The following is a 20,303-nucleotide window of genomic DNA, read 5'->3' on the forward strand; positions in this document are numbered from 1 at the left end:
TCTCGTTTTGCCGATCTGAGTCTGCGCGGTGCAAGATGTCGGTTCAATACCGGATAGATCTGACAATGATCTCGGAGCAATCGTGGACGACTACCGCTCGCTCGCCGACGCCGTCGCCGCCGACATCGCGGCCGACCGGCTCCGTGCGGGCGACCGGCTGCCCACCCAGCGCCGGTTCGCGCGCGACCACGGCGTCGCGGTCTCGACGGCAGCGCGGGTGTACGCGGAGCTGGTCCGGCGCGGGCTCGTGACGGGCGAGGTCGGGCGGGGCACGTTCGTGCGCGCCGCTCCGCCACCGCCGGCCATGGCCCTCACCGAGCCCGCCGCGCCGGGACGCGTCGACCTCGAGCTGAACTTCCCGGTGCTGCCCGAGCAGGCGGAGCTGGTCGCGCCCGCTCTGGAAGCGCTCCTGCGGCCCGACGCGCTCGGCGCTGCACTCGGGCCCGCAACCGCGACAGGCACCCCGCAGGCCCGCGCGGCCGCCGCAACCGTCCTGAGCAGGGGCGGCTGGACTCCGGAGCCCGATTCGGTGCTGTTCGCCGGCAACGGGCGGCAGGGCCTCGCCGCCGCGATCGGCTCGCTCGTCCCGGTGGGCGGGCGGCTCGGCGTGGAGACGCTGACGTACCCGGTGGTGCGGGCCATCGCGGTGCGGCTGGGCATCGACCTGGTGCCGCTCGCGATGGACGGCGACGGGCTGCTCCCCGACGCAGTGCGGTCGGCGGGCGTGCTCGACGCGGTCTACTTCCAGCCCACGCTGCACAACCCGCTCGGCACGACGATGCCCGAGCGGCGACGCGCGGAGCTGGCTGCCGTGCTCGCCGAGCTCGACCTGCCCGCCGTGGAGGACACGATCTACGCGTTCCTGCGCGACGGGCCTGCGCCGTTCGCGGTGCACGCACCGGAACGCACCACCCTGGTCGACAGCCTCTCCAAACGCGTCGCGCCGGGGCTCACCCTCGGGTTCGTCGTGCCCCCGGCGGGTCGGCGCGGCGATGTGGCCACCGCCTTGCGGTCCGGCGGGTGGACCCCGCAGGCGTTCGCCCTGGAGACGGCGACCCGGCTGATGGCTGGCGGGGTGGTCGCGCGGCTCGAGGCCGGCAAGCGCGCGGCCGCGGCCGAGCGCCAGGCGCTGGTGGCCGAGCGGCTCGCCGGGTTCACCGTCCGCGCCGACCCGGCCGCGTACCACTGCTGGTGGGAGCTGCCCGCGCCGTGGCGCGCCGAGACGTTCGTCGCCGCCGCGGCCCGGCACGGCATCGCGGTCACCCCGGCCGCCGCGTTCGCGGTGGGCCCGGCGCACGCGCCGAACGCCGTGCGGCTCGCGCTGGCCCCGCCGATGCCGGTGCTGGCCGCGGCACTCGACGTGCTGGCCGGGCTGGCGAGAGGCGGAGCGGGCCACGAAGGCACCGAGTGAATGATGGCGGGTGTGCCCGTGATCCGTCCCTACCGGCCCACCGACCGCGCCGCCGTGGCCGAGATCTGCATCCGCACGGGGGACGCGGGCGCGGACGCCCGGGGGAAGTATCCCGACCCCGACCTGCTGCCTGCCGTCTTCGCCCTGCCCTACGTGGAGCTCGAGCCGGAGCTCGCGTTCGTCCTCGACGACGGCGGCACCGCGGTCGGGTACGTGCTGGGCACGGCCGACACCCCGCGCTTCGCCGAGCGCTTCCGCCAGGAGTGGCTGCCGGTGGTGGCGCAGCGGTATCCGCCGCCTGTCGGCCCGGCCCGCACCCCGGCCGACCGGATCGCGGACGCGCTGCACCACCCGGAGCGGATGGTCGTGCCCGAGGTCGCCGACCACCCGGCCCACCTGCACATCGACCTGCTCCCCAGCCACCAGGGCGGGGGGTTCGGCAGGCGGCTCATGACGGAGTTCCTCACGGCGCTGGGCCGCGCCGGGGTGGCGCGGGTGCACCTCGGGATGGCCACGTCCAACACCCGCGCCAGGGCTTTCTACGACCGGCTCGGCTTCCGGGAGATCGCGGTGCGGGGCCACGCGGGCGCGACGTACATGGGCCGCGAGACGATCTCGCCCTGAACGACCCCGAAACGTCAGCGAGGCCACCCCGCAGAGGCCCGGCCGTCAGCTTCGGCGGCGGCTAACGCGGGGCGTGCCAGGTCTCCCGGATCGCCAGCACCGCCGCCAGGCTGATGAGCGCCGTGACGACCATGTACGCCGCGACGGAGAGCGACGTGCCGGTGGAGGTCTGCAGCGCCGTGGCCACGAGCGGTGCGAAACCGCCGCCGAGCACCGCGCCCACGGCGTAGGAGAACGAGGCGCCGCTGTAGCGGTAGCGCGGCTCGAACATCTCAGCGAACAGCGCGGACTGCGGCCCGTACGACGCGCCTAGCGCGATCGTCAGCACGATCACCGCGACGATCATGAGCGCCGTGGACCGGGTGTCGATCAGCAGGAAGAACGGCACCGGCCAGACGACCAGCAGCACCGAACCGAAGAGGTAGACAGGCTTGCGGCCGACCCGGTCCGACCACCGTGCCGAGACGACGATGCTGATCAGCCACGACACGCTGCCGACGATCACCACCACGAGCATCGTCGTGCGGCTCACCCGCAGCACCGAGGTGCCGTAGGAGAGCAGGTAGGCGAGGAAGACGTAGCCGATCGCCGTGTTGGCGATGAAGCTGACCGACGCCGTCACCAGCTCGCGCGGCCGCTCGCGCAGCACGTCGATCATCGGCAGCCTGGCGCGCACGTGCTCGGCCTTGACGGCCTTGAAGACGGGGCTCTCCTCGATCCGCAGCCGGATGAAGAGCCCGACGGCGACGAGCACGATGCTGAACAGGAACGGCAGCCGCCAGCCCCACGCGGTGAACTGCTCGTCGCTCATCGACGCGCCCACCACAACGAACACCAGCTGCGCGAGGATCAGGCCGGCCGGCACACCGATCTGCGAGTAGGCGCCGTACCGACCGCGCGCCCCGGCGGGTGCGTGCTCGACGGCCATGAGCGCCGCGCCGCCCCATTCACCGCCCGCGCTGAGCCCCTGCAGCAGCCGCAGCACCAGCAGGAGGATGGGGGCCAGCACTCCGATCTGGTCGAACGTGGGCAGGAGCCCGACGCCGACCGTCGCGACGCCCATCAGCACCAGCGACGCCACCAGCATCGCCTTGCGCCCGACGCGGTCACCGAAGTGGCCCCAGAGAATGCCGCCGACGGGCCGGGCCAGGAACCCGGCGCCGAGCGTCGCGAACGCCGCGAGGGTGCCGGACGCGGGGTTGAGCGGTGAGAAGAACTGCGAGCCGAAGACGAGCGCGGCCGCCGTCGAGTAGATGAAGTAGTCGTACCACTCGATCGTCGTGCCGACTGCGCTCGCGAGCGCCACACGCCGCAGCTGGTCGGGGCGGGACTCAACCTCGGCCGCGGTCACCGCTGATCTCCGGTCGGACTCCATCCAGCCACCTCCTTGTGCGCTGTTTGGCCCACGATGGGGGGTATGGCCCCGGGCGTCAACAGGCCCCGAATCGCGATTGAGCGAAGATTCACTCCGCCCAGCCGGGCCGAACCAGACCGCTCTCGTAGGCGAGCACGACGACCTGCGCGCGGTCCCGCGCCCCGAGTTTGATCATCGCCCGGCTGACGTGCGTCTTCGCCGTCGCCGGGCTGACGACCAGCCGCTCGGCGATCTCGTCGTTGGACAGCCCGGCCGCCACGAGCGCCACGACCTCCCGCTCGCGCTCGGTGAGCGCCTGGAGCAGCGCAGTGACCTGCTTGGCCGGGTGCGGTGCCTTGGCCTTCGCGGCGAACTCCTCGATCAGCCGGCGGGTGACGACGGGGGAGAGCAGCGCGTCGCCGCGGTGCACCACCCGGATCGCGTGCACGAGCTCGACCGGCTCGATGTCCTTGACGAGGAACCCGCTCGCCCCGTAGCGGATGGCGTCGAAGACGTAGGCGTCCTCCGCGAACGTCGTCAGCACGATCACCTTCACACCCGCGAGGCGCGGGTCGGCCACGATGTCGCGGGTGGCGTCGAGGCCGTTGCGTCCCGGCATGCGGATGTCCATGAGCACGACGTCGGGGTGTGCGTCGCGGGCCAGCGTGACCGCCGCCGCGCCGTCCTCGGCCTCGCCCACCACGTCGATGTCGGACTGCGCGCGCAACAGCGCCCGGAACCCGGCCCGCACGAGCGCCTGGTCGTCGACCAGCATCACGCCGATCATCGCCCGACCCCCGCGGTGAGCAGGTGCGCGTCCACCCGGAAGCCGCCACCGGGGCGCGGGCCTGCGGTGAGGGAGCCGCCCAGTGCCGCGGCGCGCTCCCGCATCCCGGGCAGGCCGTTGCCGCCACCCGTCGCCAGGACGCCGGGGCCGGCGCCGTCGTCGTCGATCCGCATCAGGATTCCGTCCTCGGTGTAGGTGAGGCGCACGGACGCGCGGGCGGGCCCCGCGTGCTTGCGGGTGTTCGTCAGCGCTTCTTGCATGATCCGGTACGCGGCCGCGTCGACGCTCGGCGGCAGCTCGCGCGGGTCGCCTGCCACCTCCACCGTGACCGGCAGCCCGGCCGTCCGCGTGGCCGCGACGAGCTCGTCCAGGCGGGCGAGGCCGGCCACCGGGTGCTGCGGCGGCTCCTCGTCCACACCCCGGAGCACACCGAGGGTGGCACGCATCTCGTGCAGCAGGTCGCGGCTCGACTGCTTGATCGCCGCGAGTGCCGTACGGGCCTGCTCGGGGTCGTCGTCCATCAGGTAGAGCGCCACGCCGGCCTGCACGTTGATCAGGGAGATGTGGTGGCCGAGCGAGTCGTGCAGGTCGCGGGCCATACGCAGCCGCTCCTCGCTGCCCCGCCTGCGTTCCGCCTCGGCGGCCGCGGCGCCGGCCTGCTCGCGCCGCTCCCGCCGGGCCCGCCACAGCTCCGTGGCCGCGATGAACGCCGCCACCCAGGCGAGCCACCCGGACGCGCCGGTGAGGGGGAAACCCAGCTCGGGGCGCAGGAGCACGCGCACGAGCACAACCGCAGGGAACGCCGCGGCCGTGATGGCGTAGGCCGCCGCGCGGTGCCCGGTGAGCAGGGTCGTCGCGAGCGCGGTCACGGCAGCGAGGGGCACCGGCCCGAACGGGTAGCCGAAGCCGAGGTAGGCGACGAGTAGCGCGGCGATCCCCGCGTAGACGGCGGGCGGATTCCACCTGCGGACGACGAGAGCAGCCGGCCCGGCCAGCAGCAGAACGACCCCGAAGGCATCGAGCAGCCGCATCGGCGTCACGTGGGGCTGCGTGAGCAGCGTGCCGACCAGGGTGATCACGCCGACCGCGACCGGCAGTACGACGGTCGGCAGGACCCCGGCCCACCAGGGCGGGGCCCACCGGCTCGGACGCGGCGGCGGACACACCCGGCAACGGTAGAAGGCCGGGTGCGCCGCGCACGTCCGTCGGCGGGAGTGCCTCGGCCTACCGCGCCCGGCGTAGGGCACGGGCCGTCGCCCGGGGCGGGACGCCCGGCGGCGTAGCGTCTGGCCGTGATCGCCAACCTGATCGGAGTGGACGCGGAGCCCGTCGCGGACGTTGTGCGCGGCGGGGTGGTGGAGTCGGCCCATCGGGGGCACGTCGTGGCCCTCGACGCCTGCGGAGCCGTGCAGGTGCGCCGCGGAGACCCGGACACCACGGTGTTCCCGCGCTCGTCGCTCAAGCCCGTGCAGGCCGTCGCGATGCTGCGGGCCGGGCTCGACATCGAAGGCGAACTGCTCGCGCTGGCCTGCGCCAGCCACTCCGGTGAGCCCGCGCACCTCGACGGTGTGCGGCGCATCCTCGCAGTTGCCGGGCTGACCACGGCCGACCTGCAGAACACCCCGACGCTCCCGCTCGACGCCGAGGCCGCGTTCGGGTGGCGCGCCGCCGGGAACGGGCCCGCGTCGCTCGCGCAGAACTGCTCCGGCAAGCACGCGGCCATGCTCGCCACCTGCGTTGCCGCCGGGTGGGACACCGCCGGTTACCGCGATCCGGCGCACCCGCTCCAGAAGGCGATCCGGGCCACGGTCGCCGAGCTGACCGGGGACGGCGACCCCGCCTATGTCACCGTCGACGGCTGCGGGGCGCCCCTCTTCTCCTGCACCGTGGCCGGGCTCGCGCGCGCGTTCGCCGCGATCGCCACCGCGGCGCCCGGCACACCCGAGCATCGGGTCGCCACCGCCGTGCGCGCGCACCCGTTCTTCGTGGGCGGCACGGGGCGGTTCGTCACCCGCCTGCTCGACGCCGTGCCCGGCCTCGTCGCGAAGGACGGCGCCGAGGGTGTGTTCGCGGCCGCCGTCCCGGACGGGCGGGCGGTGGCCATCAAGATCGCCGACGGCGCCCAGCGCCCGGTGCCGACGGTCGTGGCCGCGGCGCTGGCTGCGCTGGGCGTCGACGTGCCGGACGAGGTCGGGCGCGTCGACGTGCTCGGCCACGGCGAGCCCGTGGGCGCTGTGCACGCGGCTTTCTGATCGGTCGGCCCGGCCGCGGCACCAGCACTCAGTCCAGCGCGAAGGATCCGGTCACGAGCTCGCCCGCCGGCTCGTAGGTCCCCATCACGACACCGCTCCGCGAGACCGTGTTGTCGAGCAGCTTTCCGGCGCCTGCATGACCCCGTCGAGGGTCGAGGTTCAGCAACGCGACCGTCGCCGCCGTGCCGACCTCGTCGGCGCCGAGGGGCGTCCACCTTCGTGTGGCCCGAACGAACATCCGGCCGAGGATAGGTCCGCGTAGCGGAACGGCCGTTCGTCCACTTGCGACAGACTGTGAGCCCCGCCATACTCTCACTCGGAATTTACCTTCCGCGATGCGGAAGGATCTGTCGTCCCTCCGACAGCGCTGCCGTGAGGAGAACGTATGTCCCTTCAAGTGATCTCGATACTCGCGCTGGTGGCGGCCTTCGTGGTCGCCACCCTGCTACCCATCAACCTCGGTGCGCTCTCGCTCGTCGCCGCGTTCATCATCGGATCCCTGGCGATCGCGGGCAGCCCGGACGACGTCGCGGACGGGATCTTTGCCCAGTTCCCGGGCAACCTGTTCGTCATCCTCGTCGGCGTCACGTTCCTGTTCGCGATCGCGCGGGCGAACGGCACCGTCGACTGGCTGGTCCACATGGCGATGCGGGCCGTCGGCGGCCGCGTCGCTCTGATCCCGTGGATCATGTTCCTGGTCACGGCCCTGCTCACGGCGTTCGGTTCCGTGGTGCCTGCAGCGGTCGCGATCATCGCGCCGGTCGGGCTCAGCTTCGCGCTCCGCCACCGGATCAACCCCGCGCTCATGGGCCTGTCGATCATCAACGGGGCCAGCGCCGGCGGGTTCTCGCCGATCAGCATCTTCGGGGTCATCACCAACACGGTGGTCGCCGACAACAACCTGCCCGGCAACCCGCTGTTCCTCTTCCTCGGCAGCCTCGTCTTCAACGTGCTGCTGAACATCGTGGTGTTCGTCCTGTTCGGCGGCCGCGAGCTGCTCGGCCGGGTCGCGGAGCCGGAGTCCGAGACCGTCACCGCCGAGGTCTCGCAGGAGGGCGGGCCGGGCGCGGCGCAGGCCCGCACGGCAGGGGCCACCGGAGCGGGCTTCGGCGAGGGTGAGCACCCGCCGGTGACCACACTCGACCTGAACCGGAGCCTCACGCTCGTCGCCCTGGTCGGCCTCGCTGTCGGCGCGCTGGCCTTCCAGCTCGACGTGGGCCTGCTCGCGGTCACCGCGGCCGTGGCGCTCTCGCTGATCGCCCCCAGCTCGTACAAGGGCGCGGTCGCGCAGGTCGCGTGGCCGACGGTCCTGCTGATCTGCGGGATCGTCACCTACGTCAACCTCATGCAGGAGATCGGCACGGTCGACTTCATGGGCAACCAAGTGGCCCAGATCGGCGTCCCGCTGCTCGCCGCGCTCGTGATCTGCTACATCGGGGCGGCGGTCTCGGCGTTCGCGTCCACCACCGGCATCCTCGGCGCGCTCATCCCGCTCGCCGTGCCGTTCCTGCTCGCGGGCCACGTCGGCCCGGTCGGGCTCATCACAGCGCTCGCGATCTCGTCGTCCGTTGTCGACTCGAGCCCGTTCTCGACGTCCGGTGCTCTCGTCGTGGCCAACACGCCCGAAGAGCGGCGCGAGTACGTCTACAAGCGGCTCATGCGCTGGGGCTTCTCGATGGTGGCGACCGCACCGTTCGTCACGTGGCTTTTGCTGGTGGTTCCCGGTTGGCTGTAGGCATGCCCCTCGACAGGACCGACGCACCACTGCACGGCCTCACGGTGCTCGAGATCGGCGTGTTCATGGCGGCCCCGTTCGCCACCATGCAGCTCGCCGATCTCGGTGCCCGGGTGATCAAGGTCGAGAACCCGGCCGGACCCGATCCCACCCGGGCCACCGGCCCGTTCGTCGACGGGCACAGCTCGCCGTTCGCCCGGCTCAACCGCAACAAGGAGTCGGTGGCGCTCGACCTCAAGACCGGCGCCGGGCGGGAGGCCTTCCTGCGGCTGGTGGCCGGGGCGGACGCGCTGGTCGAGAACCTGCGACCGGGAGCGCTGCGGCGCCTCGGCCTCGGCCCGGACGAGCTGCGCGAGCTCAACCCGCGCCTGGTCTACGCGTCGGCGTCCGGGTTCGGGCAGGACGGGCCGCTCGCCGCACTGCCGGGCCTGGACATCATGGCGCAGGCCCGGTCCGGGCTGATGAGCATCACCGGGAGCCCGGAGGGCGACCCCGCCAAGGTCGGGGTGCCGATCTGCGACCTGGTCTGCGGTCTCTACACCGCCCTGGCGGTGACGGCGGCACTGCGGGCGCGGGACCGGGACGGCCACGGCCAGGAGGTGGACGTCTCGCTGCTGGAGTCGGGTGTCTCGCTCGCGGTATGGGAGGCGGGCAAGTACTTCGCCACCGGCGATGTCGGGTGCCCGCTCGGATCCGCGCACCAGACGCAGGCGCCGTACCAGGCGGTGCGCTGCGCCGACGGCTGGGTGACCGTCGGCGCGATCACGGACAAGACGTGGCAGGGGCTGTGCGCGGCGCTCGATCTCTGGCACCTGCGCGACGACCCGCGCTACTCCGACTCCGGTGCCCGGCACGCCCGGCGTGAGGAGCTGATCGGGGAGATCGAGGCCGTCACGACGAAACGCGCCGGGGCCGACGTCGTCGCGGCGCTGGACGCCGAGGGTGTGCCGTGCGCGCCGATCAACGACTACGGCCAGGTGTTCACCGACCCGCATCTCACCGAGCGCGGCTACTTCTGGGATGCCGAGCATCCCGCAGGCCCGCTGCGCCAGCTCGGCTCACCCATGCGGCTGTCCGGCACTCCCGTCCGCCGCGACGGGGCCGGGCCGGTGCTCGGCGCCGACACCCACACCGTCCTGGGTGAGGTCGGGTACACAACGGCCGAGATAGACGCTCTGATCGGGACCATGAGCAGATGAGTGAGCTGCTCGTGGAACGCGATGGGCCCGTCCTGCGGGTCACGTTCAACCGGCCGCAGGCGTACAACGCGCTGACCTTCGCGATGTACGAGGGCCTGCACGACGCGTGCGGCACCGCCGACGACGACCCGGACATCCGCGTGCTCGTGTTGCGCGGCGCGGGCGGCAACGCGTTCGTCTCCGGCACCGACATCGCGCAGTTCGCCGGTTTCGACGGGGCCGACGGTGTGGCGTACGAGGAGCGGATCACCCGGATCGTCCGTAGGCTCGAGGACACCGCCGTGCCGACCGTCGCGGCCGTCGACGGCTACTGCATCGGGGGCGGGCTCGCCCTCGCGGCCGCGTGCGACTTGCGGATCGCCACCAGCCCGTCCCGCTTCGGCGTACCGATCGCCCGGACGCTGGGCAACTGCCTGTCGATGGACACGATCGCGCTGGTGGAGTCGCATCTGGGCCGGTCGCGCACGCTCGACATGCTGCTGCGGGCCCGCCTCCTGACCGCTGCGGAGGCGCACGCCGCGGGGTTCGTCACGCAGCTGGCCGAGGACGCCGCCGGCCTCGACAAGGCGCTCGCCGGCACCGTGGAGGCGCTCGCCTCGCACGCCCCGCTCACCATGTGGGCCACCAAGCAGATGCTGACAAGGCTGCGCCGCGCCGGCCTTCCCGGCGGCGACGACGTCGTGGAGCGGGTGTACGGCAGCGGCGACTTCCAGGCCGCCGTCGCTGCGTTCGCCGCGAAGGAACGTCCCACATGGAAGGGGGAGTGATCGGGCGCCGCCTGTTCTCGGGCCTGCAGGCGACCCCGCCACTGACCACCTGAGCGCGACTAGGGCGCTCCTAGCGCGATGGGCGACCCCGTCGGACGAGGCCCTGAGTACTCTCGATGGTCACCGGGAGGCAGGGAGAAGCATGGGCGGTGCACCGGCGCAGCCGGATCGCGGCGGTGGCGTGCAGTCGCTCGACCGCGCGTTCGCGCTGCTGGAGCACATGGCCGACGCGGGTGGCGGGGTGGCGCTCTCCGAGCTCGCCGTCCGGTCCGGGCTGCCGCTGCCGACGATCCACCGCATCGTCCGCACGATGGTGGCGTCCGGGTACGTGCGCCAGCTCCCGTCCCGCCGCTACGCGCTCGGCCCGCGGCTCATCGGGCTCGGGGACGCGGCGTCCCGGATGCTCGGCGAGTGGGCCAGGCCCCAGCTGACGCAGCTCGTGGACCTGGCGGGTGAGACGGCCAACCTCGCGATCCTCGACGGCGACGCGGTCGTCTACGTGGCACAGGTGCCCTCCCGGCACTCGATGCGCATGTTCACCGAGGTGGGGCGCAGGGTGCCCGTGCACTGCACCGGGGTGGGCAAGGTACTGCTGGCCCAGCGACCGCCCGCCGAGGTGCGCGCCCTGCTCGACCGCATCGGCATGCCGGCTCAGACCCCGCACACGATCACCGACCCGGACCGGCTGGCCCGCGAGCTGGAGCGCGTGCGCCACCAGGGTTACGCCGTCGACGACGCCGAGCAGGAGCTGGGCGTGCGCTGCGTGGCGGTCGCGGTGCCGGGCGGGCCGGCGTCCACCGCGCTCTCCGTGTCCGGCCCTGAGACACGCGTGACGTGGGCCTCAGTCGAGCGTATGGTGCCCCTACTCCAGCAAGCTGCCGCCGCGCTGGCTGGGCACCTCGACGCCAGGGGTGTGATGGCGTAATCGCGCCACATCCCTCCCGCCGAACGTGGTCGGCCATGTGGCGGGGCAGACGCTGGGGTACTCCGGGTCATGGAGGTGACCGGCATGGAGTGGAGCGCGGAGGACGACCACCAGCTCGCCGAGGTGATGCGGCGACACGACGCGGGCGAGGACGTCTGCGTCCGGCCGGGGGAGACGACCGTGCCCCACTGGGCCATGGCCGCCATCGTGCTCGGGCTCGTCGCGCTCACCGGCTCGATCTTCGCCGTGGTCGTGGTGGTCGCGTTCGGCGCCGTCTGGTGGCTGCTCTGCACAGCTGACGCCACGACCACCCACGAACGCCAGGACGACCCCTCCGACCAAGGCCCGTTCGGCGGACCCGGCATCTGGCTCTGACGGGCCGCTGCTCGCCGAGACCCGCATCCTGATGCTCGGCGTGGAGGGCTCGGCCGATCCCCGCCGCGCTCCACCGCGCGGTCGAAGTGCAGGCGCTCGAGCACGGTGTCGGTCAGTGGCCCGGCTCGTTGCAAGTGGATGCAAGTCACGCAAGAGCTTGCATCATCTCGTTGTAGAGTTGCGGCATGACTCGACGGTTGGCGGTTGTGGCGCAGAAGGTGGGAGTGAGCGAGGCCACTGTCAGCCGGGTGCTGAACGGCAAGCCCGGGGTTTCGGACGCCACCCGCGAGGCCGTGCTCACCGCACTCGACGTGCTCGGCTACGAGCGGCCCACCCGGCTGCGCGGGGAGCGCGCCCGGCTTGTCGGGCTGGTGCTCCCCGAGCTGCAGAACCCGATCTTCCCTGCGTTCGCCGAGGTGGTCGGCGGCGCGCTCGCCCAGCACGGGCTGACTGCGCTGCTGTGCACCAGCTCGGCGGGTGGCGTGAGCGAGGCGTCCTACGTCGACCTGCTTCTGCAGCAGCAGGCTTCGGGCGCGATCTTCGCCGGTGGGCTCTACACCGAGGCCGACGCCCCGCACGACCACTACCGGCTGCTGCTGCAACGCAAACTGCCCACGGTGCTGACCAACGCCGCCATCGACGGGCTCGGGTTCCCGCAGGTCTCCTGCGACGACGCGGTGGCCGTCGAGCAGGCGTTCGGCCACCTCGTCGCGCTGGGCCACCAGCGGATCGGGCTGCTGCTCGGGCCGGGCGACCACGTGCCGTCGCAGCGCAAGCTGGCCGCTTTCCGCGCGGCGAGCGCGCAGGCGGGCCGGCCGGCCGAGCAGACCGAGGGTCTGGTCGAGCACGCGATGTTCAGCCTGGAAAGCGGCCAGGCCTCCACGCTGCGGCTGCTCGATCACGGCGCCACGGGCATCATCTGTGCGAGTGACCCGCTGGCGCTCGGGGCGATCCGGGCGTCGCGCAGACGCGGCCTGCGGGTGCCGCAGGACGTGTCCGTCATCGGCTACGACGACTCCTCCCTGATGACGTGCACGGACCCCGCGCTGACCACCATCCGGCAGCCGATCGAGGCCATGGCCCGTGCTGCCGTCGATCTCCTCGTGCACCAGCTCGAGGGCGAGCGGGTGCGCACGGCGGAGCTGATGTTCGAGCCGGAGCTCGTCGTCCGATCATCGACTGCGCCGTTCAGGGAGAATCCCGTCTAGTTCTTGCTCAACTGCTGTCGAAGTCTTGCGCTGATCCTCTCGACGCCGCTACCTTTTCGCGCACACGATCAGGTGACAGCGAGTGAGGTGGCATGGGCAGTCAGGCGTCGGAGCGGCTGTGGTGGCGCGATGCGGTGATCTACCAGATCTATCCGCGCAGCTTCGCCGACGGTGACGGCGACGGGACGGGTGATCTGGCAGGCGTCCGCTCCCGGCTGGACTACCTCGCCGACCTCGGCGTCGATGCCATCTGGTTCACGCCGTGGTACCTGTCCCCGATGGCCGACGGTGGCTACGACGTCGCCGACTACCGGGTGATCGACCCGGCGTTCGGCACTCTCGCGGAGGCGGAGGAGCTGATCGCGGCGGCCCTCGCCGTCGGCATCCGCACGATCGTCGACATCGTCCCGAACCACGTGTCCGACCAGCACCAGTGGTTCCAGGCCGCGCTGGCCGCCAGGCCCGGTTCGCCCGAGCGCGCCCGGTTCTGGTTCCACCCCGGCCGTGGCCCCGGCGGCGCGGAGATGCCGACGCGCTGGGCCTCGCCGTTCAACGGGGAGACCTGGACCCGCACGAAGAACCCCGACGGCACACCCGGCGAGTGGTACCTGCACCTCTTCAGCTCTGCGCAGCCCGACCTCAACTGGGACCACCCCGACGTCCGCCGCGAGCACGAGGACGTGCTGCGGTTCTGGTTCGACCGGGGGGTGGCCGGGGTGCGCATCGACTCCGCCGCTCTGCTCGTGAAGGACCCGGCGCTGCCCGAGGAGCCCGCGAACCCGGGGCCGGGCGAGCACCCCGCGAGCGACCGCGACGAGTTGCACGACATCTACCGCAGCTGGCGCACCGTCGCCGATTCCTACCCGAGCGACGTCACCAGCGGCGAGCGCATCCTCGTCGGCGAGGTCTGGCTGCCCGACGTCGACCGGTTCGTCCGCTACCTGCGTCCCGACGAGCTGCACACGGCGTTCAACTTCGACTTCCTGGCCCGGCCGTGGGACGCAGCCGAGCTGCGCGAGTCCATCGACGCGACGCTGGCCTCGCACGCCCCGGTCGGCGCGCCCGCCACATGGGTGCTGTCCAACCACGATGTCACGCGGCCGGTCACCCGTTACGGGCGCGCGGACTCCGGGTTCTCGTTCGAGGCCAAGCGGATGGGCACTCCGACCGACCTCGAACTGGGTAGGCGCCGCGCGCGCGCCGCCGCGCTCCTGTCCGCTGCATTGCCCGGGTCGCTCTACATCTACCAGGGCGACGAGCTCGGCCTCCCTGAGTTCGAGGAGCTCGACAACACCCTGCGGCAGGACCCGATGTTCCTGCGCTCCGGCGGCGTCGACCCCGGCCGCGAGGGCTGCCGCGTGCCGCTTCCGTGGTCGGGCGATGCCCCGCCGTTCGGGTTCAGCCCGGCTGGTGCCGCGCCGACCTGGCTGCCGCAGCCGCCGGAGTGGGCGGAGCTGACCGTCGAGAAGCAGCTCGCGGACCCCGGCTCGATGCTCGCGCTCTACCGCGCGCTGCTGCGGATCCGGCGCGCGGAGCCCGGCCTCGGCGACGGCCCGATGATCTGGTTCCCGGCCGGCGACGACGTGCTGGCCTTCCGCCGCGGACCCCGCTTCGCCTGCGTGGTGAACCTGTCGGACCGTCCCGTGCCGCTACCCGGCCACGAGCGGGTGCTGCTGACCAGCGGACCGCTGGCCGGCGCCGACCTGCCCAGCGATACGGCGGCCTGGCTCCACGCCGCGCCGCAGAGATCGACGCAGCACGACCAGTGATCACGGGAGAGGGAAAGACGATGAAGTCGTACCGGAGAACGACAGTCGCGCTCGCCGCGGCAGCGGCTGTCGCCGGCCTGCTGGCCGGGTGCAGCGGGTCGTCCGACCAGCCGGGTACCGGCGGGCCGATCGCCATCTCGGTGGTCAGCCTCAAGCCGGGCAGCGAACAATCGGCGTTCGACGCGTTCGAGGAGCAGGTGCGGCAGTTCGAGGCCGCGAACCCCGGCATCGACGTGACGACCCAGGAGTACGAGTGGACGGGGCCGACGTTCACCGCACAGCTCGCGGGCGGCACCCTGCCCACCGTCTTCACGGTGCCCTTCACCGACGGACAGGGGCTGATCGCGCGCGGCCAGCTCGCGGACATCTCGCAGTACATCGAGGGCTTCGGCTACACCGACCAGTTCAACCCGGCGATCCTGGCGGCCGGGCAGGGAACGGACGGCCACATCTACGGCGTCCCGACCGCCGCGTACGGCGTGGGCCTGCACTACAACCGCACCCTCTTCACCCAGGCCGGGCTCGACCCGAACAAGCCGCCCACCTCGTGGGACGAGGTGCGGAGCTACGCGAAGCAGATCGCGGATCGCACCGGCCAGGCGGGTTACGCGGAGATGACGCAGGAGAACACCGGCGGCTGGATGCTGACCAGCCTCACCTATGCCCTCGGCGGGCGCATGCAGCAGGTGCAGGGTGAGAACGCCCAGGCGACCATCGACAACCCGCAGGCCGTGCAAGCACTGAACCTTCTGCGCGACATGCGCTGGACCGACAACTCGATGGGCAGCAACTTCCTCTACGACTGGGCGGGCATCAACCAGGACTTCGCCGCCGGCAAGATCGGCATGTACATGGGCGGGTCGGACGTATACGAGTCCCTCGCGCAGCAGAACAACATCAACCCCGACGACTACGGACTCTCCGTGCTCCCGCTCCAGCCGGGCGGGAAGGCCGGGCTGCTCGGTGGCGGCACGCTGGCCGCGGTGAACGTGCGGGCCACGCCCGAGCAGGCCGAGGCCGGTGCGAAGTGGATCGACTTCTACTACATGTCCAAGTTCGTCCGTGAGAACGCGGCGGTGCTGGACGCGCAGACGAAGGCCAACGCAGACCAGCCGGTCGGGATGCCTCAGCTGCCGATCTTCAACCGCGCCACCCTCGACCAGTACAACCAGTGGATCTCGCCGTTCGTGAACGTGCCGCTCGACCAGATGAGCTCCTTCACCAACGGCATCTTCCAGCAGGATCTCGCCGGTGAGCCGCCCGCGCACGCCCAGGAGATGTACGCGGTGCTCGACTCGGTCGTCCAGGCGGTGCTGACCGACCCGAACGCCAACATCAACCAGCTCCTGACCACGGCGGACGCCGAGGTCCAGACCATCCTCGACCGGGGCTGACCCCCAGGTGGCCGGCCGGGCGCGCCCCGGCCGGCCACCTGCACGGCTGTTGAGAGGTACCGGCATGACGACCTGGTTCCGGCGCGGGGGGTTCTCGACCCTCCTCTTCCTGCTGCCGCTGATCGTGATCTTCGGGGTCTTCTCGTGGTTCCCGATCGTGCGTGCCGCGGTGATGAGCGTGCAGCAGACCAACCTGGTCACCGCCCCGCGGTTCGTGGGGCTAGACAACTTCCAGACGGTCTTCGAGGACCCGCTGCTGTGGACGGCGGTCCAGAACACCGCGCTGTTCGCGCTCATCGCGCTCGTCCTCGGCTATCCCGTCCCGCTCGTGCTCGCCGTGATCATGAGCGAGGTGCGCCGCTTCCGCGGCGTCTTCACCGCGATCGCCTACCTACCGGTGGTGGTGCCGCCGGTGGTGGCGGTGTTGATGTGGAAGGTCTTCTATGACGCCCGTCCCGAGGGCGTGTTCAATACGATGCTCGGCTGGGTGGGGCTCGGCCCGTACCAGTGGCTGCAGTCGGCGGGGACCGCGATGCCGTCCCTCGTGATCGAGGCCACCTGGGCCGCCGCGGGCGGCACGGTGATCATCTACCTCGCTGCCCTGATCGCAGTGCCGCACGAGCTCTACGAGGCGGCCGAGGTGGACGGCGCGGGGCTGTGGCGCAAGGTCTGGAACGTCACGATGCCACAGCTGCGCGGCGTGCTGCTGGTGACGCTGATCCTGCAGATCATCAGCACCTCGCAGGTGTTCCTGGAGCCGTTCCTCTTCACCGGCGGCGGCCCGGCCAACTCCACGCTCACGGTGCTGCTGCTGATCTACGACTACGCGTTCGCCTCAAGCCTCGGCGGAGACTACGGCGCCGCCACCGCGCTCAGCCTGATGCTGGCGGCCTTCCTCGCGGTGATGTCCGCCGTCTACTTCTGGCTCACCCGAACCTGGAGCACGTCATGAGCACGCCCACCAGGACCCGTCCGCAGCCCGCCCCGGACGGGACGGCCGCGGCTGGGTCTGCCCCCGCGCCGACCCGGAGCCGTACCGGCCGGCGCCGGGACCGTCCCGCCGAACCCGTATTCAGGGGGATCGTCTCCTCGTCCGAGTGGCGCTCGCCGTCCGTGCGGATCGGGCTCGGACTCACTCAGGCCCTGCTGCTCGTGGGGCTTGTGGTGGTGGCGCTCGGGCCGCTCCTGTGGCTGGTCAAGGCCTCGATCACCCCGACGCAGGACACTTTGCGCGACCCGATGGCGTTGTTCCCCAGCGGCGTGGACTGGGCGAACCTGAGCACCGCGTGGTCGTCGGTACACATCGACCTGCACTTCGCGAACAGCATGATCGTCGCGAGCGGCGCGTGGCTCGTGCAGATCGTGGTCGCGACCACCGGCGGCTACGCGCTGTCGATCCTGAAGCCCCGCTACGGGCCCGTGCTGTACTGGCTGGTGCTCAGCACGCTGTTCGTGCCTGCGGTCGTCCTGCTGGTGCCGCTGTACCTCACGGTGCTGAGCCCGCCGCTGATCGGCCAGTCGCTCATCAACACGTTCTGGGCGGTGTGGCTGCCGGCCGGGGCCAACGCCTTCAACGTGCTGCTGGCCAAGCGGTTCTTCGACAACCTGCCAGGGGAGATCTTCGAGGCCGCGCGGATCGACGGCGCCGGGCCGTTTCGGGTCTTCTGGTCGGTGCTGCTGCCGATGTCGCGGCCGATCCTCGGCGTGATCTCGGTCTTCGCGTTCGTCGCGGCCTGGAAGGACTTCCTCTGGCCGCTGCTCGTGCTGCCCGACCCGGACATGCAGCCGCTCTCGGTGCGGCTACCCACGCTGGCGAACTCGATCGAGCTGGACATCCTGCTGGCGGCGCTGATGATCTCGGCGCTGATCCCGGTGGTGCTCTTCCTGATCTTCCAGCGGACGTTCCTGCGGACCGCGGGGCTCGGGGGAGCGATCAAGGGCTAGCACCGGGGGAGCGAGGACGCGGGGCCAGGGCCGTCAGCTCTGGCCCCGCGGCGTTGCGGTGACCGGCTGCGTGCAACTCCGCTGCGTGAAACTCCGTGGCACGAGTGGGTACTACCCGAAGGATGGGGTCAATCTAGAAGCGGGTGCGATCGTGGCGGCGGCGATCGTGGCTGGCGTCGCGTTCGGCGCACACACGGCACGGCTCGCCGTCGGGCGCCACCATGGATGCCGGCGTGACCACGTGTCCGCACACCGCGGAGTAGTAGCCGCTCTGATAGCTCGTGCTCGAGGCGATCTCCGAGTCGCGCACAGCGTGCGCACGCCCGTCGGAAATGCACGTCACGGACACCGTGGCGCTCGCAGTGCGTACAGGTTCAGCCGTCGCGGTTCGCCACCCAGGTCTGCTCACGGTCCCCACTCCGCACACAGTCGTCGAACAGTCGTCGGACAGCCCGGCGTGCATCGAGCACCGCCGTCGTCGATCACAGTCTGTCTGTTACCGCTTGCATCCGCAAGGCTGTTTGCAACAACATCTGCAAGTACATCTGCAAGATGTGCCGACCGGGGTTGACGCCTCGGCGGCCTGAACGGGTCGGGAGACTGACATGCAGCACATCGACGACAACGGGATCGCCGCTGACCGCCTCGGGGCGGTGGCGTGGCGCAAGAGCCAGGCCAGCAACCCCAACGGCGACTGTGTGGAGGTCGCTCCCCTGAGCAGCGGCGAGATCGCCGTTCGCAACTCGCGCGACCCGCACGGCCCGGCGCTGATCTACACGCGCGCGGAGATCGCGGCCTTCATCGCGGGGGCGAAGGACGGCGAGTTCGACGACCTGGTCGTCTGAGCTCGGTATCTACACGCTTGGCGCAAGATCGGCCGCGGCGAGCCGCGGCCGGTCTATGCTCTCGGTGCCGACGGCGGCAGTGCCATCGGCAAGGCCCGCCGCTGGAACCCGGGCGCCGGGGTGGCAGACGATCGTCGAGGGTTCGCGTGGGGGTTGATCAGTGAGTCGAGAACTGTCCGGGCATCGGCCTCAGGACCCGACCCAGGCGGGCGGCCCCACGGTCTTGCGCATCGTGTTGGGCACCCAACTGCGGCGATGGCGCGAGGAGAACGGCATCACGCGCGAGGCGGCCGGCGAGGCCATCCGCGCCTCTCATGCCAAGATCAGCCGCCTCGAGCTGGGGCGCGTCGGGTTCAAGCAGCGCGACCTCGTCGACCTGCTCAACCTCTACGGAGTCACCGACGAGGCCGAGCGCAAGGAGTTCTTCAATCTCGCCGAGCAGGCCAACGCTCGCGGTTGGTGGCACCAGCACGGGCCGGTGCTGCCCAGCTGGTTCGAGATGTACCTCGGCTTGGAGCACTCGGCGAGTGTCATCCGCACGTACCAGGTGCAGTTCGTCCCCGGCCTCCTGCAGACCGAGGACTACGCCCGCAACGTCATCCGAGTCGGCCACCAGGCCGACTCGGCCAACGAGATCGACCGGCGTGTGCAGCTGCGGATGACCCGCCAGAAGATGCTCACCGAACCGGGCGCCCCGCAGTTCTGGGCGGTCATCGACGAGGCGGCGCTCAGCCGGCCGTTCGGCTCCCCGCATGTCATGACCGCGCAGCTGGAGCACTTGCTCGAGATGAGCGAGCTGCCCAACGTCACGGTGCAGGTGTTGCCGTTCCGCCTCGGCAGCCACGCCGCGGCGGGTGGGGCGTTCACGATCCTGCGGTTCGCCGAGTCGGACCTGCCCGACATCGTCTACCTCGAACAGCTCAACAGCGCCGTGTACCTGGACAAGCGCTCCGAGGTGGAGGACTACCTCGCCGTCATGGAGCGGGTGAGCGTGCAGGCGGATACGCCCAGCACCTCCACAGCAATGCTGCGCAATCTGCTCTCCGGAAACTGACGGTCGCTGAACGACCCGACGGAGCCGGAGTTCCGGCTCCGTCACGTGAGCGGCCACCGTTGCCTGCCGGGAGCACCGGTAGGCTCCCTTTCATGATCCGTCGTGCTGGTATGTCCCTTTTGTCCGTTGTTGCCGCTGTGATGCTCGTCGCGGGATGCGGGGGGCAGGGTTCGCAGACCGACTGCGGTCTCGACGGGTGCACGATCACGTTCCCGCGTAGCGGCCAGGCCGCGGTGTCTGTACTCGGCATCGAGGCGCGGCTTGTGGGCGTGCAGGAAGGCTCGGCGCGGCTGGAGGTCGCCGGGCAGACGGTCACGGTGCCCGTGGGTGGCGAGGCACAGGCCGAGGGCTTCACGGTGGGCGTGGAGCGTGTCACCGAGTCCGATGTCGTGGTGCGGGTCCGGCCCTTCTGACCGGCCGGGTGGCGCGTCAGCGGGCTGCGGCCGTGGCGTCATGGACTCCAGGCTCGTGGGGCCAGAGGACGCGCGGATCGGGGCGGAAGACGGCTTCGGTGACCGCCTTGAACGCCGCCGGGACCTCGCGCGCGTAGCCGTGGACGGTGGCCGGCCACCGCACGTCAGAGCTCGCGTCCCCGACACCCGCGGTGTCGATCGCCACGATCCACACCAGACGCCGCCGCCCCCGCGCTTCCATGTCAGC

Annotated in this window: 21 protein-coding genes; 16 read left to right on the forward strand and 5 right to left on the reverse strand. The window is 71.5% G+C overall.

What is annotated here, in order from left to right; genetic code table 11:
- The first annotated feature begins 82 nt into the window (after positions 1–82).
- Positions 83–1,411, forward strand: coding sequence for an aminotransferase-like domain-containing protein (locus tag ABD143_RS03420; protein WP_343971023.1), 1,329 nt, complete (start codon positions 83–85; stop codon positions 1,409–1,411).
- Between the two features lie 12 nt (positions 1,412–1,423).
- Complete coding sequence (locus ABD143_RS03425; RefSeq protein ID WP_343971025.1) at positions 1,424–2,035, forward strand: GNAT family N-acetyltransferase; 612 nt, start codon at positions 1,424–1,426, stop codon at positions 2,033–2,035.
- 61 nt (positions 2,036–2,096) lie between these two features.
- On the opposite strand, the gene ABD143_RS03430 is transcribed toward ABD143_RS03425, so the two are convergent.
- The 3 genes from ABD143_RS03430 to ABD143_RS03440 form a co-directional block, all read right to left on the reverse strand.
- On the reverse strand, positions 2,097–3,410 hold the full coding sequence (locus ABD143_RS03430) for an MFS transporter (protein ID WP_343971028.1): 1,314 nt from the start codon (positions 3,408–3,410) through the stop codon (positions 2,097–2,099).
- A gap of 88 nt (positions 3,411–3,498) precedes the next feature.
- Positions 3,499–4,176, reverse strand: a complete 678-nt coding sequence (locus ABD143_RS03435) for a response regulator transcription factor (protein WP_343971031.1) — start codon at positions 4,174–4,176, stop codon at positions 3,499–3,501.
- Positions 4,173–5,342: a sensor histidine kinase gene (locus tag ABD143_RS03440; RefSeq protein WP_343971034.1), complete on the reverse strand. Its 1,170-nt coding sequence runs from the start codon at positions 5,340–5,342 to the stop codon at positions 4,173–4,175. The genes ABD143_RS03435 and ABD143_RS03440 overlap by 4 nt, the downstream gene beginning before the upstream one ends.
- A gap of 126 nt (positions 5,343–5,468) precedes the next feature.
- Here ABD143_RS03440 and ABD143_RS03445 point away from each other — a divergent pair, with 126 nt between their 5' ends.
- Positions 5,469–6,428, forward strand: coding sequence for an asparaginase (locus tag ABD143_RS03445; protein WP_343971037.1), 960 nt, complete (start codon positions 5,469–5,471; stop codon positions 6,426–6,428).
- A gap of 28 nt (positions 6,429–6,456) precedes the next feature.
- On the opposite strand, the gene ABD143_RS03450 is transcribed toward ABD143_RS03445, so the two are convergent.
- Complete coding sequence (locus ABD143_RS03450; RefSeq protein WP_343971040.1) at positions 6,457–6,666, reverse strand: hypothetical protein; 210 nt, start codon at positions 6,664–6,666, stop codon at positions 6,457–6,459.
- Between the two features lie 147 nt (positions 6,667–6,813).
- Between ABD143_RS03450 and ABD143_RS03455 the strand changes: the two genes are divergently transcribed.
- The 13 genes from ABD143_RS03455 (at position 6,814) to ABD143_RS03515 (ending at position 20,056) form a co-directional block, all read left to right on the forward strand.
- Positions 6,814–8,163 carry an SLC13 family permease gene (locus tag ABD143_RS03455; protein ID WP_343971043.1) on the forward strand — a complete coding sequence of 450 codons (1,350 nt, stop codon included), beginning with the start codon at positions 6,814–6,816 and terminating at the stop codon, positions 8,161–8,163.
- A gap of 2 nt (positions 8,164–8,165) precedes the next feature.
- The gene (locus ABD143_RS03460) at positions 8,166–9,362 is read left to right on the forward strand and encodes a CaiB/BaiF CoA transferase family protein (RefSeq protein WP_343971045.1); all 1,197 of its coding nucleotides are present in this window, start codon (positions 8,166–8,168) and stop codon (positions 9,360–9,362) included.
- Entirely contained in the window at positions 9,359–10,129 is a 771-nt protein-coding gene (locus tag ABD143_RS03465) for an enoyl-CoA hydratase (protein ID WP_343971048.1), read from the forward strand. Before ABD143_RS03460 ends, ABD143_RS03465 begins: the two co-directional genes overlap by 4 nt.
- 142 nt (positions 10,130–10,271) lie before the next feature.
- Positions 10,272–11,054 (forward strand): IclR family transcriptional regulator, encoded by a 783-nt coding sequence (locus ABD143_RS03470; RefSeq protein ID WP_343971051.1) that lies wholly within the window; start codon positions 10,272–10,274, stop codon positions 11,052–11,054.
- An 84-nt stretch (positions 11,055–11,138) separates the two neighbouring features.
- Positions 11,139–11,429, forward strand: a complete 291-nt coding sequence (locus ABD143_RS03475; RefSeq protein ID WP_343971054.1) for a hypothetical protein — start codon at positions 11,139–11,141, stop codon at positions 11,427–11,429.
- A gap of 185 nt (positions 11,430–11,614) precedes the next feature.
- Positions 11,615–12,637, forward strand: a complete 1,023-nt coding sequence (locus ABD143_RS03480; RefSeq protein WP_343971057.1) for a LacI family DNA-binding transcriptional regulator — start codon at positions 11,615–11,617, stop codon at positions 12,635–12,637.
- Positions 12,638–12,729: 92 nt separating this feature from the next.
- Positions 12,730–14,406, forward strand: coding sequence for a glycoside hydrolase family 13 protein (locus ABD143_RS03485; RefSeq protein ID WP_343971060.1), 1,677 nt, complete (start codon positions 12,730–12,732; stop codon positions 14,404–14,406).
- A gap of 20 nt (positions 14,407–14,426) precedes the next feature.
- On the forward strand, positions 14,427–15,800 hold the full coding sequence (locus tag ABD143_RS03490; protein ID WP_343971063.1) for an ABC transporter substrate-binding protein: 1,374 nt from the start codon (positions 14,427–14,429) through the stop codon (positions 15,798–15,800).
- 64 nt (positions 15,801–15,864) lie between these two features.
- Positions 15,865–16,752, forward strand: a complete 888-nt coding sequence (locus tag ABD143_RS03495; RefSeq protein ID WP_343971066.1) for a carbohydrate ABC transporter permease — start codon at positions 15,865–15,867, stop codon at positions 16,750–16,752.
- Complete coding sequence (locus ABD143_RS03500; RefSeq protein ID WP_343971069.1) at positions 16,749–17,744, forward strand: carbohydrate ABC transporter permease; 996 nt, start codon at positions 16,749–16,751, stop codon at positions 17,742–17,744. The genes ABD143_RS03495 and ABD143_RS03500 overlap by 4 nt, the downstream gene beginning before the upstream one ends.
- Before the next feature lie 605 nt (positions 17,745–18,349).
- A complete protein-coding gene (locus ABD143_RS03505; RefSeq protein ID WP_343971072.1) occupies positions 18,350–18,589 on the forward strand; it encodes a DUF397 domain-containing protein in 240 nt (79 codons plus the stop codon).
- A gap of 232 nt (positions 18,590–18,821) precedes the next feature.
- Complete coding sequence (locus ABD143_RS03510) at positions 18,822–19,643, forward strand: helix-turn-helix domain-containing protein (protein ID WP_343971075.1); 822 nt, start codon at positions 18,822–18,824, stop codon at positions 19,641–19,643.
- A 110-nt stretch (positions 19,644–19,753) separates the two neighbouring features.
- The gene (locus ABD143_RS03515) at positions 19,754–20,056 is read left to right on the forward strand and encodes a hypothetical protein (protein WP_343971078.1); all 303 of its coding nucleotides are present in this window, start codon (positions 19,754–19,756) and stop codon (positions 20,054–20,056) included.
- A 16-nt stretch (positions 20,057–20,072) separates the two neighbouring features.
- On the opposite strand, the gene ABD143_RS03520 is transcribed toward ABD143_RS03515, so the two are convergent.
- Positions 20,073–20,261, reverse strand: coding sequence for a hypothetical protein (locus ABD143_RS03520; protein WP_343971081.1), 189 nt, complete (start codon positions 20,259–20,261; stop codon positions 20,073–20,075).
- Positions 20,262–20,303 lie beyond the last annotated feature (42 nt).

It is taken from the genome of Pseudonocardia aurantiaca, assembly GCF_039526725.1.
Lineage (GTDB): Bacteria > Actinomycetota > Actinomycetes > Mycobacteriales > Pseudonocardiaceae > Pseudonocardia > Pseudonocardia aurantiaca.

Bases quoted from the DNA above. Each gene is read 5' to 3' on its own strand.
- ABD143_RS03475 (WP_343971054.1), top strand. From the start codon at position 11,139: ATGGAGTGGAGCGCGGAGGACGACCACCAGCTCGCCGAGGTGATGCGG.
- ABD143_RS03485 (WP_343971060.1), top strand. From the start codon at position 12,730: ATGGGCAGTCAGGCGTCGGAGCGGCTGTGGTGGCGCGATGCGGTGATC.
- ABD143_RS03450 (WP_343971040.1), bottom strand. From the start codon at position 6,666: ATGTTCGTTCGGGCCACACGAAGGTGGACGCCCCTCGGCGCCGACGAG.
- ABD143_RS03505 (WP_343971072.1), top strand. From the start codon at position 18,350: ATGCAGCACATCGACGACAACGGGATCGCCGCTGACCGCCTCGGGGCG.
- ABD143_RS03500 (WP_343971069.1), top strand. From the start codon at position 16,749: ATGAGCACGCCCACCAGGACCCGTCCGCAGCCCGCCCCGGACGGGACG.
- ABD143_RS03435 (WP_343971031.1), bottom strand. From the start codon at position 4,176: ATGATCGGCGTGATGCTGGTCGACGACCAGGCGCTCGTGCGGGCCGGG.
- ABD143_RS03480 (WP_343971057.1), top strand. From the start codon at position 11,615: ATGACTCGACGGTTGGCGGTTGTGGCGCAGAAGGTGGGAGTGAGCGAG.
- ABD143_RS03490 (WP_343971063.1), top strand. From the start codon at position 14,427: ATGAAGTCGTACCGGAGAACGACAGTCGCGCTCGCCGCGGCAGCGGCT.
- ABD143_RS03455 (WP_343971043.1), top strand. From the start codon at position 6,814: ATGTCCCTTCAAGTGATCTCGATACTCGCGCTGGTGGCGGCCTTCGTG.
- ABD143_RS03495 (WP_343971066.1), top strand. From the start codon at position 15,865: ATGACGACCTGGTTCCGGCGCGGGGGGTTCTCGACCCTCCTCTTCCTG.
- ABD143_RS03515 (WP_343971078.1), top strand. From the start codon at position 19,754: ATGTCCCTTTTGTCCGTTGTTGCCGCTGTGATGCTCGTCGCGGGATGC.
- ABD143_RS03465 (WP_343971048.1), top strand. From the start codon at position 9,359: ATGAGTGAGCTGCTCGTGGAACGCGATGGGCCCGTCCTGCGGGTCACG.
- ABD143_RS03430 (WP_343971028.1), bottom strand. From the start codon at position 3,410: ATGGAGTCCGACCGGAGATCAGCGGTGACCGCGGCCGAGGTTGAGTCC.
- ABD143_RS03470 (WP_343971051.1), top strand. From the start codon at position 10,272: ATGGGCGGTGCACCGGCGCAGCCGGATCGCGGCGGTGGCGTGCAGTCG.
- ABD143_RS03460 (WP_343971045.1), top strand. From the start codon at position 8,166: ATGCCCCTCGACAGGACCGACGCACCACTGCACGGCCTCACGGTGCTC.